This is a genomic window from Mesorhizobium sp. M0001, from assembly GCF_040324255.1.
Lineage (GTDB): Bacteria > Pseudomonadota > Alphaproteobacteria > Rhizobiales > Rhizobiaceae > Mesorhizobium.
Window position 1 is genome coordinate 794,776 of sequence record NZ_JAMYVS010000002.1, and the last position, 13,989, is coordinate 808,764.

Here is a 13,989-nt window from a genome sequence, read left to right on the forward strand (position 1 = left end):
ACACTGCCGCACGTCAAGGACCTGTAGTGCGGCAAGGTGTCGAAATCTCGCCGCCCAAACCGCCGGTGTGTAACCGGCCCGTGAGCAAGAACCAGGAGTCTACCATGTTGCATCAGCAGAAAATCAGAACCACGGCCGGCCGCGGCCGCCTGTTCGACAGCATTCTCGACACCATCGGCGACACGCCGGTCATCCGCGTCAATAATCTCGGACCGGCGCACGCCACCATCTACGTCAAGGCCGAGTTCTTCAATCCGGCGGCGTCGGTGAAGGACCGGCTGGCGCTCAACATCATCGAGGAAGGTGAACGCACCGGCGCGCTCAAGCCTGGACAGACCATTGTCGAGGCGACCAGCGGCAACACCGGCATCGGTCTTGCCATGGTCTGTGCGCAGAAGGGCTACAAGCTGGTGGTGACGATGGCCGACAGTTTCTCGGTCGAGCGCCGCAAGCTGATGCGGATGCTGGGCGCCAAGGTGGTGCTGACGCCGCGCGCCGAGAAAGGCTTCGGCATGTACAAGAAGGCGGCGGAACTGGCCGAAGCCAATGGCTGGTTCCTGGCCCGCCAGTTCGAGACCAAGGCCAACGCCGACATTCATGAAGCTACCACGGGACGCGAGATCGTCAACGATTTCGCCGGCTCGCGGCTCGACTATTTCGTCACCGGCTACGGCACCGGCGGCACCGTCGCCGGCGTGGCGCGGGTGCTGCGCCGCGAGCGGCCTGAGACCCGGATCATGCTCACCGAACCGGCCAACGCGCAGCTTGTCGGCAGCGGCAAGCCGCAGATGCGTGGCGCCGGCGGAGCGCCGGCCGCCAGCCATCCGGCTTTCGAACCGCACCCGATCCAGGGCTGGACGCCGGATTTCATCCCGCACGTCCTGCAGGAGGCCATCGATGGCAACTTCTATGACGAGGTGATGCCGATCGCCGGGCCGGAGGGCATGAAATGGGCCAAGGCGCTGGCGCAGCAGGAAGGCATCTTCACCGGCATTTCCGGCGGTTCGGCTTTTGCCGTGGCGCGCCAGATCGCCGGCACGGCGCCGGCCGGATCGGTGATCCTGTGCATGCTTCCCGATACCGGTGAACGCTACATGACCACGCCTTTGTTCGACGGCATCGAGGCCGAGATGAATGCGGAAGAGCTTGCTCTCTCGCGCTCGACGCCCGGTTGTCAGTTCCCGGCATGATGACGCGGGAGCAAATTGCATGGACGCGATGCCTGGACACTCGGCTACCAGTACCGAGGAAACGCTTGACCCCTCGGACTGGGCCGATGTGCAAAGCCTGTCGCATCGGATCGTTGACGATGCCGTCGCTTACCTGCGCGATGTCAGGCAACGGCCGGTGTGGCAGGAGATGCCTGGAGATGTGAGGGATTTCTTCACCGCCTCGCTGCCGCAATCGCCGACCCCGCTTGCCGACATCTATGGCGATGTCGTGGACAAGGTGATGCCCTATCCGATGGGCAACATCCATCCGCGCTTCTGGTCCTGGTATATGGGGTCGAGCAATTTTACCGGCGCGATCGGCGATTTCCTGGCGGCAATCCAGGGCTCCAATCTCGGCGGCGGCAACCATGCCGCCGCCCTGATGGACGGCCAGGTGGTCGACTGGTGCAAGCAGATGATGGGCATGCCGGCTTCGGCCAGCGGCACGCTGGTCAGCGGCGGCTCGATGGCCAACATCATCGGGCTCACCGTGGCGCGCAACACCAAGGCCGGCATCGGCGTGCGCGAGCACGGCGTTGCCGCCATCGAAAAGCCGTTGCGTTTCTATGGCTCGGACCAGGTCCATTCCTGTCACCGCAAGGGGATGGAAGCGCTCGGTCTCGGCAACAAGGCGCTGCGCCGCATTGCCAGCGACGCCGGCCTGCGCATCGACATTGAAGGTTTGAGGACTGCGATATCGGAAGATCGCGCGGCCGGGTTCAAGCCGGCCTGCATCATCGGCAACGCCGGCACTGTCAACACCGGCGCCATCGACGATCTGCAGGCGCTGGCCAAGCTGGCGCATGAGGAGGACCTCTGGTTCCATGTCGACGGCTGCATCGGCGCGCTGATCGCGATCGCGCCTGAGAATGCACATCGCGTCGCCGGCATCGAATGGGCCGATTCCATCGCGCTCGATCCGCACAAATGGCTGCATGCGCCTTTCGAGGCAGGCTGCGCGCTGGTGCGGGATGCCTCGGCGCATCGCAAGACCTTCGCGGTGACGCCGGAATATCTGGAGTCGACACCGCGCGGCCTCGCCTCCGGCCAATGGCTGCACGATTACGGCCTGCAGACGTCACGCGGCTTCAAGGCACTCAAAGTGTGGATGGCATTGCGAGAACACGGCGTCGAAAAATTCGGCCGCCTGATCGACCAGAACATTGCGCAGGGGCAGTATCTCTCAGGGCTGATCGCGGCCGAACCAGCGCTCGAACTGACGGCGCCGACCAGCATCAACATCGTCTGCTTCCGCTATCGCGCGGATGGTCTCGATGGCGAGCGCGCGAAAGCGCTCAACACCGAGATCATGCTGAGGCTTCAGGAAGACGGAACCGCCGCCATTTCCGATACCACGGTGCAAGGCCGGCATTGCCTCAGGGTGGCGATCAACAACCACCGGACCCGGCGCGAGGATCTCGACCTTCTCGTCGCCGAAACGGTCCGCCTGGGCAACGAGATCGCTTCTGCCTGACCGGCCATGGGGTAGAGCAAGCGGCTCTCAGCCGCTGGCGGCCTCCTGGAAATCGCCCTTCGTCACGGGGAACGCCAGGCCGGGAAGGTAAAATGTGATCGGCCGGATTTCGTAGACTGCCGAGGGATTCACGCGGCGCAAGTCGCGCGCGGCTGCAATCGCCGCCTCCTGCGTGGCGCAGTCGAGGACATAAAGACCCAGCAATTGTTCCTTGGTCTCGGCAAACGGCCCGTCGATGACGATGCCTTCGCCCGGACCGCGCAGCGTCACGGCGTCGGCGGTCGCGCCCAGTCTTGCCGCCGGCCCGAGCTTGCCTTCGCGGGTCAGCCTGGCGTTGACTTCGAGCAGGTCGTGCATCAGCGCCGCATCCTGCTGCGGCGTCAGGGACTGGATGGTCTGTTCGACGTGATAGGCCAGGATGGCGTAAAACATGCGGCGATCTCCTCCTGTTCGAGCGGCTGCACTATTGCAAGGTTGGGTTGGCTGATCCACCCCCGGTGCCCATCGAGACGCTAGTCTGCTGCCTCATGCCGCCAGCGGCAGGCTGAGCTCCGTCAGCAGGCCGCCGCAGGGACGGTTGGACAGGTTGACATCGCCGCCGGCGGCACGCGCAATGTTGCGGGCAATGGTCAGGCCGAGGCCGAGACCGCCGGTCTGGCGGTTGCGCGATTGCTCCAGCCGCACGAAGGAACCGAACACCTGGTCGAGCTGCGCCTGCGGTATGCCCGGCCCCTCGTCGCGGATGACCAGCGTGACCGTGCCGTCCGACTGCCGCAGGCTGACATGGGCTTTCTTGCCGTAGGTCACGGCATTCTGGACCAGATTGTTGACGCAGCGCTTCAGCGCCACCGGTCGCGCGATGCAGATCATGCCACGCGGCCTGGCGCCGTCATGGTCGAACGTGACGTCCTCGAAACTGTCGGCGATCGATTCCACCAGCGACCAGAAATCGATCCGCTCGCTCTTCTCCTCGGTGACTTCGAAGGTGGCGAAGTCGATGACGGAGCTGGCGATGCTCTCGATGTCGGCGAGGTCGTGGGCCAGCGCCTCGCGCGCGGTCGATCTGCGCAACAGTTCGAGGCGCAGCCGCATGCGGGTCAGCGGCGTGCGCAGATCGTGGGCGAGCGCGGCGGCCAGATGTTCGCGGTCCTCGACATAGTCGCGCAGCCGGACCTGCATGGCGTTGACGGCTTTGGCCGCGGCGCGGATTTCGCGGCTGCCGGTCTCGGCGATCGGCGGGCTCTTCAGATCCGTGCCGATCCGGTTGACCGCGGTTTCCATCATCCGATAGGGCGCCGTCAGCCGGCGCAGCGACCAGATCGACATGATCACCACCAGGGCCGCGATCAGCGAATAGAGCGGCAGGCTGTCGAAGCTCAATATCGGTCCGACCGGCGTGTTGGGCTCGGTGAAATTCAGCCATTGGCCGTCGGCGAAGCGGACAGAGGCCGTCAGCTTGTCGCTTTGGGCGAAGCTGGCCGCCAGCGATAACAGGTCACGCTCCACCGCGCCCACATCCTTGGTCACGGCCACACCGCCAGGCGCGTTGGCTGCCTGGGTTGCCGGATCGCGCCGGACGCGGGCGTCGGTGATGCCGAATTTCGACAGCCGCCCGACCAGGATGTCCTCGAGTTCGGCCAGTTCGTCGTCGCCGGCGATCGACGAGGTGACCGCGGGCGTGTCCGAAACGGTGAGCGCATAGGTGGCGTTGAACAGACCGGAGGCCGTCAGCTTGCGCTGCTCCGGCGTGTCGTCATGCATCAGCTGCACCAGCGAATAGGCGCGGTCGTTAAGCCGGTAGAGATCGACCTCGTCATTGGCGACGGCACGATCGCGCGAGACGATGTAGAGCGTGGCGACCTGGCTGATCAGCAGGCCGGCAATGACGATGAGCAAAACCCAGACCGGCAGGGTTTGCGGCAGGAAACGTCTCATTCGGAGGTGGTCTCGGGCAGGAACTGGTAGCCGCCGCTGCGCACAGTCAGGATCAGTTTCGGCGTCTTGGGGTCGTCTTCCATCTTGCGCCTGAGACGGCTGACCAGGATGTCGATGCTGCGGTCGAAGGAATAGTCGCTGTCACCGCCGGAAAGCTCGATGAGCTGGTCACGGGTGAGGACGCGCTGCGCGCTTTTGACGAAGGTCTGCAACAGGTTGAACTCCGCCATCGTCAGTTCGACCCTGACGTCGCCCGGCGCCATCAGCCGGCGGCGCGAGCAGTCCATCGTCCAGCCGGCAAAATGATAGATCTGCTTGGTGGTGGCCCGCTTCGGCTCGGCAGCACCATTGCGCCTCAAAACGGCGCGGATACGGGCCAGCAGCTCGCGCGGATCGAAGGGTTTGGGCACATAATCGTCGGCGCCCATTTCCAGGCCGACGACGCGGTCGGTGGTCTCGGTGACCGCCGTCAGCATGATGATCGGCGTCGAGTAGCTGGCGCGCAGGTCGCGGCAGAGCTCCAGCCCGCTCTTTCCCGGCAGCATCACATCAAGCACGATCAGGTCTACCTGCGTGCGGCGCAGTATGTCTTCCATCTCGACGCCGTCGGCGGCAACCGTGGTGCGCAGGCCGCGCTTCTGGAAGAATTCCTGAAGCAGGTCGCGAATGCCCTTGTCGTCGTCGACGATCAGTATGTGCGCATCGGATTTCACGGCGATCCTGTCATTGCTGGCGGCCGGTCGGCGGCTGCCTTCTGAGTCTGCTTCTGTGGCGTCACCCACACGATAGAATTCTGGCCACATGTTGGCCAGCGGCGATGATCGCCCGCAAAGCCGATTTGCCAGAAACAATTCAGAAACAAAATTCTATAGTCCGGAAAAACTCCCGAAAAAAATCAAGGGCATAAAGGGTGCCGTGGCGGTCAGGACATCGGCTGCGACGCGAAGTCTCCGGAGTAACGGACATCACCAATGCACAGGTTCACGATCAGCTTGATGGGTGCGCTGCTCAGCATTCCGCTCGTCACAGCCGCGGTCGGAGCCACAACCGCAAAGGTGACGCCGATCACAAGGAGCGAGCGCTGCATCGATCTCAATCGCCAGGTAGACGAAGCCCTTGAAACCCATGCCGCGGCAACGCAGGTCACCGCGGCGAAAGCACTGCAAAGAAAGGGAAACCGGTTCTGCGCCAACAAGAAACAGGCACAGGGTATCCGGATGCTCGCGAACGCTTTGAAGCTGCTTGGAGTGACACCGATCGACCCGGTTCAGTGACACTCGAAACACGACCCGCACAAAGAAGGAAATGAAGCCATGAAAAAGTCCATCCTCTCCGCCACCGGTCTCGCCGTCGCTCTCGCTTTCGCAATGCCGGCTCTGGGCAATGCCGCTGCCACCACGACCGCTGCTCCGGCTGCTTCCACGACCACCGCTCCGGCGACCACGACCGCCAAGCCCCCGGTGAAGAAGGTCGTCGCCAAGAAGCCCGTCAAGAAGCACAAGAAGGCGAAGAAGGTCGTCAAGACGGACGCCCCGAAGGCCTGATCCAGACAGCCAACAGGCTTGTCTGTAACAAGGCCGCTCCAGCACCCCCCCGGCTGGAGCGGCCTTGTCGTGTGAGCATGATTACCCGTTGATGGGTGCCGGCCACCCAGGACTTTAACCCGTTTGCAATGCCGGTCCGGTAGGATAGCCCGCATGAAGAAGCGGCTTTCATCCATTCTGCGCTCGATGGCCATCGGCGGCCTTGTGGCCTCGGCAATGGTCAGGGTGCTGATCCAGTTCACCGCCAGCCCGGTGCCCGATCCGGTGAGCGGGCGCACAGAGCCGTCGCTGTTTGCACCGGCAATCTCCAGCAGCTGGCAATACATCACACCATGGCAAAGCCTGCTGCTTACCGTGATCACCGGCGCGGCGCTGGCCTGCTTCTTCGGCTGGCTCGCGGTCGCCTGGGTCGAATACAAGGCGGCCGGATCAAGGCCGGATGCGGCATCCAGCGCACGGCAATTCCAGGCTCGTCGCGTCGCCAATCGCCAGGGCCGTTGAACCGCAGCATACACTTCCTAAATTTGTGAACGGCAGCACTTCCGGGAAGCCGGTTTGGCGCGCCGATCAAAATGGACGACGGCTTTCCCCCATGACAAAGTGAGAGCGACCCCTCGCGCGATACCGGTTCCCGATGCCTGAAATCAGTTCCAAACCCCGCACCAAGACCAAGCCGCGGACCGAGCGGCCGAAGCTCTACAAGGTCATCCTCATCAATGACGATTTTACGCCGCGCGAATTCGTGGTGACGGTGCTGAAGGGCGAGTTCAAGCTCAGCGAAGACCAGGCTAACCGGGTGATGATCACCGCGCACCGGCTCGGCGTTTGCGTCGTTGCCGTCTTCACCAGGGATGTCGCCGAGACCAAGGCGACACGGGCCGTCGACGCGGCCAAGGCCAAGGGGTACCCGCTGCTGTTTACGACGGAGCCGGAGGAGTAGGTTGAGCGTCTTTCTCCCCGTATAGTGACGGGGAGAAGGGATCCTTACCTTCCCTCTCTGTACCACATCGCGCCCATGGCCAGCAGCAGCAGGCAAAGGCCGAGGAAGCCGCCGAACAGGGGTACGCGCGAGACGGCTTTGAGCACGCTGTCGTCGGTGCTGCGCAGGCCGATCCAGTCTGCGCCCGAGGCCGCACCGGAGGCGCGGACCGGGACGATGGAGGGCAGGGTGACGCTGCCGGTGAGCTGGCCAAGGGTGGAGGAGGCCGCCAGCCGGCGCACGCTGCCGCCGGTGGCCTCAGTCGGAGCCTTCAACCGGTCCTCGGTAGAGACGACGTCGGAGAATTCCGGCGCGTTGACCGGGCCGACATGGGCGAGTGCGGTCAGGTCACCATTGCCGATCTGGTAGAGGCCGATCTCCTTGGTCTCGATGCTGCCCAGGAAAACGCCGGGTTCGGACTTCTCCAGCTTGATGATCAGCGCCTTGCCCGAAGGGGTGATCACCTGCGCCGGGCCGGGATCGTCGCTCATCGTCTGGCGGCGGATTTCCAGCATCATGCCGCGGCCGTCGGCGGTCAGCCGCTCTTCCTCGAGTTCAGGTTCCTTCATCAGCCAGTGGGCGATGCGGCGGTAAAGCTGGACATGCGGCCCGCCACCCTCGAAGCCGCGCGCCCATAGCCAGCCCTGATCGGACAGAAGCATGCCGACGCGGCCTTCGCCCTTATGATCGAGCAGAAGCAGCGGGCGGTTGTCGGCGCCCTTCATCACCACTTCGCCTTCGGGGTTCTGCACGCCGATGGTGCGGAACCAGCGGCTCCAGCGCGGCGGCTCGGTCGCCGAGCCGTCGAGGCCGCGCGTCACCGGATGGCGCTGGCCGAGATCGGTGAGGCGCGGATAGAAGGCCTTGTCGATGACTTCGCCGGTCGGCATTGCCGGCAGCGACGACATTAGCGGGGTGCGGGCGATCGAGGAGTCGCCGGCATATTCCGGCCCGGCGGCGATCAGCAGCGCGCCGCCCTTTTCGACGTATTCGGAGATGTAGTCGTAATAGAGGATCGGCAGCACGTCGCGGTGCTGGTAGCGGTCGAAGATGATGAGATCGAAATCCTTGATCTTCTCGACGAACAACTCGCGGGTCGGGAAGGCGATCAGCGACAGTTCGTTGATCGGCGTGCCGTCCTGCTTTTCCGGCGGCCGCAGAATGGTGAAATGGACGAGATCGACCGAGGCGTCGGATTTCAGCAGATTGCGCCACGTGCGCTCGCCGGCATGCGGTTCGCCGGAAACCAAAAGCACGCGCAAGTTCTCGCGGATGCCGTCGATCAGCGCGATGGCGCGGTTGTTGGCGTCGGTCAGTTCGCCCGGCTCGCGGTCAATAGAGAGTTCGACGATGTTGCGGCCGGCGCCGGGGATGGTCACCTGCAGCGGCATCGCCTGGCCGATGGTCGCTTCTTCGACCGCGACCTGCTCTCCATTGACCGAGACGCGGACATCGACCGGGCCGGTTTCGCCGTCGGTGGCGATGACGCGGTAGGTCATGTCGAGCGGCTTGCCGACGAGGCCGAAGCGTGGCGCGTTCTCGAAGCGGATGCGGCGGTCCTTCTCGTGCTCGTTGCCGGTGATCAGCGCGTGCAGCGGCGCATTGAAGTCGGGGGCGGCCGGTGCGTCATGCACCTCGCCATCGGTGATCATGATGGCGCCACCGATGCGCGAGGGCGGCACGTCGCGGAAAGCGCCTTCAAGCGCTGCAAAAAGCTTGGTCTCGGTGCGCTCGTCGGCGGCTTCCGACTTGCCGGCCTCGACGACGCGGACGTCGAACTGCTTGAAGCGGCCAAGGCGCTGCTGCAAACCGGCAAGCGCTTCGTCGGTCTGTTTGGTCCGGTCGCCGATATCCTGGCTCTGGCTGCGGTCGACGATGACGGCAACGACGCTCTTCAGCGCCTCGCGCTCCTCATCGAGGAAGACCGGATTGAGGAGTGCTGCGCCCAGCGCAATCAGCGCCGCGAAGCGGAAGATCGCGCCGCGCTGGCGAAACCACAAGCCGACAGCCGCCAGCACCAGCAGCGGTGCGAGCACCAAAGCCAGCAAGGGCCAGGACAGCAGCGGTTCGAAGGAAATCGACCAGTTCATAGGCTTACTGCCCCAGCCGTTCGAGCAGGATCGGCACGTGCACCTGGTCGGATTTGTAGTTGCCGGTCAGCATGTACATCATGATGTTGACGCCGGCGCGCAGCGCATAGATGCGCTGCATCGGATCCGATGGCACGGTCGGCAAAAGCGGGTCACCATTCTCGTCGACGGCCCAGGCGCCGGCAAAATCATTGGCGGTGATCAGGATCGGCGAGACGCCGTCGCCGACGCGTACCGGCCGATTCTCGGCATTGCTGGCCTCGAGCGAGGCTTCCACCCAGAGCGGGCTGCCGGAGAAGCGGCCGGGAAATTCGGGCAGGATGAAGAAGGATTTGGTCAGCACATGGTCGGCGGGCACCGGCTCCAGCGGCGGCACGTTGAGATTGCCGAGAATGTCGCGCAACCGTTCCGTCGCCGGGCTCGCCGAATCCGCACCGATGCCGTTGGCGAACTGGTCGCGCGTGTCGAACAGCACCGTGCCGCCCTGCTGCATATAGGCGTCGATGCGGGCGATCGCGGCTTGACTCGGCATCGGCGCGGAGGGATCGATCGGCCAGTAGATCAGCGGATAGAAGGAAAGCTCGTCCTTCGAGATATCGACGCCCGCCGGCGCGCCCGGCTCGAGCGCGGTCTTCTCGATCAGGAAGCGGGTCAAGCCTTCGAGCCCTGCGCGGCTGATCGAATCGTCACCGGGCACACCGGTCAGCACATAGGCGATGCGGGTCTTGGCAATGTCCTCGATAGCGGCGGCATCGCCGGGCTTGGCGTCGTCGGCGCGGGCGAGGTCGGCATGGCCAAACAGCATGCCGAGGCCAAGCAGCAGCGCAGCCGTCGTTGCCGCGGCCGATCGGGCGCGGCGCGGTCGGCGCGACATCAGCCCGCCCATCCAGAACACCGCCAGCGTGTCGAGCAGCATAAGCACAAGTGCCGCTGTGACCAGCGATCCCTTGAGGTCGCGCGATTCATCGAAAGCGTACTGGATATTGGTCACCGGCACTGTGAATTGCGGGCGCACCAGCGGCGCGAAGGCGGTGGCCGGGTCGAGCAGATTGTGGGCGAAAACGCCGGTTTCCGAGCCATAGAGGCCGGGCGGGTTCTCGAACGTCACCGGCAGCGAGCCGGCGCCAGGGACCAGCGGTCGTGCGTCCGGCGTCGGCGGCACCAAAGTGCCGTCGGCGGCTATCATGCGATAAGGCGCCAGCGACGTAGCAGCGGCTTCGGCGTTGGCAACCGCCGCACCCTGGTTGCGCGACAGCTGCACGATGCGCCGCAGCATCTCGACGAAGCTGCCGGAGATCGGCAGCGTCGACCATGTCGCTTCCGGGGTGATATGGAACAGCACCAGCGTGCCCTTGCCCTTCTTCAACCCGGTCACCAGCGGGGTGCCATCGGCAAGGGTTGCCCAGGTGCGCTCGACGATGTCCGGCGTCGGTTCGGCCAACACCTGCCGGCTCACCGTGACCTCGGCCGGCGGTGCGAGGTCGGCGAACGGGCCGTTCTTCGGGAATTCGGTCACCGCTTGTGGCGTCGTCCATGACAGCGCGCCGCCAAGCGAGCGCTCGCCGGTGCGCAGCCTGACCGGCAACAGATCATCGTCATTGCCGGCGGCGGCCAGCCGCGAACCGGCAAAGCGCACCAGCGTGCCGCCATTGTCGACCCAGTCGACCAGCCGCTGATGGACCTGTGGCGGAATGGTACCGATATCGGCCATGACGATCATCGCCGGCTTCTGGTCGAGAAGCTGCGGGATGGCGTCGGCGAGATCGACGCTCGACGGTTCGACCAGATCGGCGAAAGGCTGCAGCGCGCGCCTGATGTAATAGAGCGGCGACAGAAGCGGCTGCGCCTGGTCGGCCTCGGCCTGCGATAAAAGTCCGACGCGGCGGCGCTTGGAGCTTTCGTCGAGCACGCGCACAGCACCTGCCTGGCGTTCGCCGTCGAGCGCGATCGAGGCGAAGTCGTTGCGCAGTTCGAACGGCACCGCCATCGTGCCGGTGGCGGTAGTCTCACCCGGCGCGAAGGTCAGCGTCGCGTCGGCGATGCGGCGGCCCTTGTCGTCGAAGGCGCCGGCGGTGACTTGTGCCGGCGCCGGATCGCCGGGCGCGCGGATGGCGGTCAGGGCGAAGCCGTCGACCTGATTTTGGGCGCCAGTGAGCCCAGTCAGCGCCAGCCGGTCGGAATAGGCCCAGACGACACGGGCGGCGTTTTTCGACAGCAGTGTGTTGAAGGCGGCCTCGTCGCCCTTTGCCGCAAGGCCGTCGGCGAGAACGGCAACGCTGGCGCCGGGCAAGGTTTCCAGCACGCCGGCGACGCGGGCATAGACAGCGGGTCGGTCGGTCGGGATCGGCCTCGGCTTGGCGGCGCGCAGCCGGTCGAGGGCAGCCGCCGCATCGAAGGGGCCGATCTCGGCGTTCGGCTTTTCGGCGGTGAAGGCGATGACGACCGGTACGCCGTTCGAACCGGCATCGGCGATCAGCCGCTGGGCGGTGGCGACGCGCTTGCCCCAGTCGGCAGCACTCGCCCAGTCATTGTCGATGACGAGCGCCAGGGCGGCGCCCTCGGCCGGCAATTTTTCGCGCGGATTGAAAACGGGTTCGGCTAATGCCGCGACGACAAGGGCTGCCATCAACAGCCGCAGCAGCGTCAGCCACCACGGGCTCTGCTGCGGCGTTTCCTCGCGCTTCAGCACGCGAGCGAGGATCTTCAGCGGCGGAAACATTTCGGACTGCGGCTTGGGCGGTGTGAGCCTGAGCAGCCACCAGATCACCGGCAGCGCGAGCAGGCCCCACAACACCATGGGAGCGCCAAAGGAGAGCGGCAGCCAGCTCATGCGCCGGCCCTTCCCACGAATGCGCCATCGGCGGTCATCGCCATGTGGATGCGCACCAGCGCCTCGGAAGCGAGGCGATCGGTGTGGTTGACGGTGTAGCTCCAGCCGAGGCGCTTGCACCAGCTGGCCATCTCCTGGCGGCGGGCGGTGTAGAGCAGGCGGTATTCGTCGCCGAGCATTTCGGCGCGGCCGGCGGTCAACTTGTCGCCGGTCTCGGGATCGGTGAATTCGGTGCGGCCGGCATAAGGAAAGGTCTCCTCCGCCGGATCGGCAACCTCGATCAGATGCGCACGCACGCCATGCCGCGCCAGCACATCGAGCCATTCCATGGTCTCCTCGACCGGGTCGAGGAAATCGCTCACGACGACGATGTCGCAGAAGCGGCGGATGGCGGACAGGTCAGGCTTTGCTGGCAGGTCCGCGGCGTGCATCAACTGCGCTGCGATGCGCTCGGCGCCGTTGCGGGCGGTGAACGGATCTGTCAGGCCGGGCCATGCGATGCGCTCGCCGCTGCGCGACAAAAGTTCGGCCATGGCCAGTGCCAGCACCAGCGCGCGCGATTCCTTGGAAACGCTGGCGCCAGTCGATTTGTAGAGCATGGAGGGCGATGGGTCGGCCCAAAGCCACACCGTGTGGGCTGCTTCCCATTCGCGGTCGCGCACATAGGTGTGGTCGTCGCGGGCCGAACGGCGCCAGTCGATGCGCGAGGAATCGCCTTCGACATAGGGGCGGAACTGCCAGAAATTCTCGCCGATGCCGCGCTTGCGGCGGCCATGCCAGCCGGCAATTACCGTATTGACGATACGGCGTGCCTCGACCAGCAGGTCCGGCACCAGCGAAGCCCGCAACCGGCCCCTGGCGAGCGCGTCGCGCGTCGCTGCCGGTGCCTGGACTTCGCCGATACGCGCCATCAGATTCCTTTGGCCAGTTTCGCTACCACGTCGCGCACGGTCGTGCCCTCGGCGCGGGCGGCAAAGGTCAGCGCCATGCGGTGCTGCAGCACCGGTTCGGCCAGCGCGCGGATATCGTCCACCGACGGCGCCAGCCGCCCGTCATAAAGCGCGCGCGCACGGGCGCACAGCGTCAGCGCCTGGCTGGCGCGCGGGCCGGGACCCCAGGCGACATGCTTGTCGGTCTCGGCATTGCCCTGGCCGGGACGCGCCGAACGCACCAGTTTGAGGATGGCGTCGACGACGCTTTCGGGCACCGGCATACGGCGGATCAGCGTCTGGATTTCCCTCAGCCGCGCCGGCTGCAGGACGTTTTGCGCCTTGGCGTCCTCGATGCCGGTGGTTTCGAGCAGGATGCGCCGCTCGGCCTCGATTTCAGGATAAAGGATATCGACCTGCATCAGGAAGCGGTCGAGTTGCGCTTCGGGCAGGGGGTAGGTGCCTTCCTGCTCCAGCGGGTTTTGCGTCGCCAGCACATGGAAGGGCGCGGGCAGGTCGTGGCGAATGCCGGCGATGGTGACGTGATATTCCTGCATCGCCTGCAGCAGCGCCGACTGGGTGCGCGGCGAGGCGCGGTTGATCTCGTCGGCCATCAGCAATTGCGCGAAGATCGGGCCGGAGATGAAGCGGAAGGAGCGCCTGCCGGCCTCGTCCTGCTCCATCACCTCTGAGCCGAGAATGTCCGACGGCATCAGGTCGGGTGTGAACTGGATGCGGCGCGAATCGAGGCCGAGCACGACACCGAGCGTTTCGACCAGCTTGGTCTTGGCAAGGCCGGGCACGCCGACCAGCAGCGCATGGCCGCCGGCAAGCAGCGCCACCAGCGTGCGCTCGACCACCACTTCCTGGCCGAAAATGACGCGGCCGACGCCGTCGCGCACCCTGGAAATATCGGCCAGCGCCGTCTCGGCCTGGGCGATCATGTCCTTTTCGCTGATTGGGCTTTCCTTGACCATTACGCTCATGCCGCATCGAT

Annotated in this window: 13 protein-coding genes; 6 read left to right on the plus strand and 7 right to left on the minus strand. The window is 65.2% G+C overall.

Annotation, left to right across the window (positions count from 1 at the left end):
- Positions 1–104 precede the first annotated feature (104 nt).
- Both NKK50_RS08765 and NKK50_RS08770 read left to right on the plus strand, forming a co-directional pair.
- The gene (locus NKK50_RS08765) at positions 105–1,190 is read left to right on the plus strand and encodes a PLP-dependent cysteine synthase family protein (RefSeq protein ID WP_352543267.1); all 1,086 of its coding nucleotides are present in this window, start codon (positions 105–107) and stop codon (positions 1,188–1,190) included.
- A gap of 19 nt (positions 1,191–1,209) precedes the next feature.
- The gene (locus tag NKK50_RS08770; protein ID WP_352543268.1) at positions 1,210–2,685 is read left to right on the plus strand and encodes a pyridoxal phosphate-dependent decarboxylase family protein; all 1,476 of its coding nucleotides are present in this window, start codon (positions 1,210–1,212) and stop codon (positions 2,683–2,685) included.
- Positions 2,686–2,712: 27 nt separating this feature from the next.
- On the opposite strand, the gene NKK50_RS08775 is transcribed toward NKK50_RS08770, so the two are convergent.
- The 3 genes from NKK50_RS08775 to NKK50_RS08785 form a co-directional block, all read right to left on the minus strand.
- Positions 2,713–3,117 carry a YciI family protein gene (locus NKK50_RS08775; protein ID WP_023686152.1) on the minus strand — a complete coding sequence of 135 codons (405 nt, stop codon included), beginning with the start codon at positions 3,115–3,117 and terminating at the stop codon, positions 2,713–2,715.
- A 93-nt stretch (positions 3,118–3,210) separates the two neighbouring features.
- A complete protein-coding gene (locus NKK50_RS08780) occupies positions 3,211–4,620 on the minus strand; it encodes an ATP-binding protein (RefSeq protein WP_023686151.1) in 1,410 nt (469 codons plus the stop codon).
- Complete coding sequence (locus NKK50_RS08785) at positions 4,617–5,333, minus strand: response regulator (protein WP_023670002.1); 717 nt, start codon at positions 5,331–5,333, stop codon at positions 4,617–4,619. Before NKK50_RS08785 ends, NKK50_RS08780 begins: the two co-directional genes overlap by 4 nt.
- 258 nt (positions 5,334–5,591) lie before the next feature.
- On the opposite strand from NKK50_RS08785, the gene NKK50_RS08790 reads away from it, so the two are divergent.
- The 4 genes from NKK50_RS08790 to clpS all read left to right on the plus strand — a co-directional run bounded on the left by NKK50_RS08790 (position 5,592) and on the right by clpS (position 7,104).
- A complete protein-coding gene (locus tag NKK50_RS08790) occupies positions 5,592–5,894 on the plus strand; it encodes a hypothetical protein (RefSeq protein WP_023683677.1) in 303 nt (100 codons plus the stop codon).
- Between the two features lie 39 nt (positions 5,895–5,933).
- Positions 5,934–6,164 carry a hypothetical protein gene (locus NKK50_RS08795; protein ID WP_023670004.1) on the plus strand — a complete coding sequence of 77 codons (231 nt, stop codon included), beginning with the start codon at positions 5,934–5,936 and terminating at the stop codon, positions 6,162–6,164.
- 153 nt (positions 6,165–6,317) lie between these two features.
- Entirely contained in the window at positions 6,318–6,665 is a 348-nt protein-coding gene (locus tag NKK50_RS08800) for a hypothetical protein (protein ID WP_023713954.1), read from the plus strand.
- Positions 6,666–6,798: 133 nt separating this feature from the next.
- Positions 6,799–7,104: an ATP-dependent Clp protease adapter ClpS gene (gene clpS / locus NKK50_RS08805; protein ID WP_023670006.1), complete on the plus strand. Its 306-nt coding sequence runs from the start codon at positions 6,799–6,801 to the stop codon at positions 7,102–7,104.
- 44 nt (positions 7,105–7,148) lie between these two features.
- On the opposite strand, the gene NKK50_RS08810 is transcribed toward clpS, so the two are convergent.
- Genes NKK50_RS08810 through NKK50_RS08825 form a run of 4 tightly spaced genes read right to left on the minus strand, consistent with a single transcriptional unit; the run spans position 7,149 to position 13,978 of the window.
- Positions 7,149–9,233: a membrane protein gene (locus NKK50_RS08810; RefSeq protein ID WP_023741056.1), complete on the minus strand. Its 2,085-nt coding sequence runs from the start codon at positions 9,231–9,233 to the stop codon at positions 7,149–7,151.
- Positions 9,234–9,237: 4 nt separating this feature from the next.
- On the minus strand, positions 9,238–12,063 hold the full coding sequence (locus NKK50_RS08815; protein ID WP_352543269.1) for a DUF4159 domain-containing protein: 2,826 nt from the start codon (positions 12,061–12,063) through the stop codon (positions 9,238–9,240).
- Positions 12,060–12,974: a DUF58 domain-containing protein gene (locus tag NKK50_RS08820; protein WP_023683683.1), complete on the minus strand. Its 915-nt coding sequence runs from the start codon at positions 12,972–12,974 to the stop codon at positions 12,060–12,062. Before NKK50_RS08820 ends, NKK50_RS08815 begins: the two co-directional genes overlap by 4 nt.
- Positions 12,974–13,978: an AAA family ATPase gene (locus NKK50_RS08825; protein ID WP_023705921.1), complete on the minus strand. Its 1,005-nt coding sequence runs from the start codon at positions 13,976–13,978 to the stop codon at positions 12,974–12,976. Before NKK50_RS08825 ends, NKK50_RS08820 begins: the two co-directional genes overlap by 1 nt.
- Between the last annotated feature and the right edge of the window lie 11 nt (positions 13,979–13,989).

What these genes read in the sequence shown, in the direction of transcription:
- NKK50_RS08825 (WP_023705921.1), bottom strand. Translation starts at nt 13,978, where the DNA reads ATGAGCGTAATGGTCAAGGAAAGCCCAATCAGCGAAAAGGACATGATC.
- clpS (WP_023670006.1), top strand. Translation starts at nt 6,799, where the DNA reads ATGCCTGAAATCAGTTCCAAACCCCGCACCAAGACCAAGCCGCGGACC.
- NKK50_RS08775 (WP_023686152.1), bottom strand. Translation starts at nt 3,117, where the DNA reads ATGTTTTACGCCATCCTGGCCTATCACGTCGAACAGACCATCCAGTCC.
- NKK50_RS08815 (WP_352543269.1), bottom strand. Translation starts at nt 12,063, where the DNA reads ATGAGCTGGCTGCCGCTCTCCTTTGGCGCTCCCATGGTGTTGTGGGGC.
- NKK50_RS08820 (WP_023683683.1), bottom strand. Translation starts at nt 12,974, where the DNA reads ATGGCGCGTATCGGCGAAGTCCAGGCACCGGCAGCGACGCGCGACGCG.
- NKK50_RS08770 (WP_352543268.1), top strand. Translation starts at nt 1,210, where the DNA reads ATGGACGCGATGCCTGGACACTCGGCTACCAGTACCGAGGAAACGCTT.
- NKK50_RS08790 (WP_023683677.1), top strand. Translation starts at nt 5,592, where the DNA reads ATGCACAGGTTCACGATCAGCTTGATGGGTGCGCTGCTCAGCATTCCG.
- NKK50_RS08795 (WP_023670004.1), top strand. Translation starts at nt 5,934, where the DNA reads ATGAAAAAGTCCATCCTCTCCGCCACCGGTCTCGCCGTCGCTCTCGCT.
- NKK50_RS08800 (WP_023713954.1), top strand. Translation starts at nt 6,318, where the DNA reads ATGAAGAAGCGGCTTTCATCCATTCTGCGCTCGATGGCCATCGGCGGC.
- NKK50_RS08780 (WP_023686151.1), bottom strand. Translation starts at nt 4,620, where the DNA reads ATGAGACGTTTCCTGCCGCAAACCCTGCCGGTCTGGGTTTTGCTCATC.
- NKK50_RS08765 (WP_352543267.1), top strand. Translation starts at nt 105, where the DNA reads ATGTTGCATCAGCAGAAAATCAGAACCACGGCCGGCCGCGGCCGCCTG.
- NKK50_RS08810 (WP_023741056.1), bottom strand. Translation starts at nt 9,233, where the DNA reads ATGAACTGGTCGATTTCCTTCGAACCGCTGCTGTCCTGGCCCTTGCTG.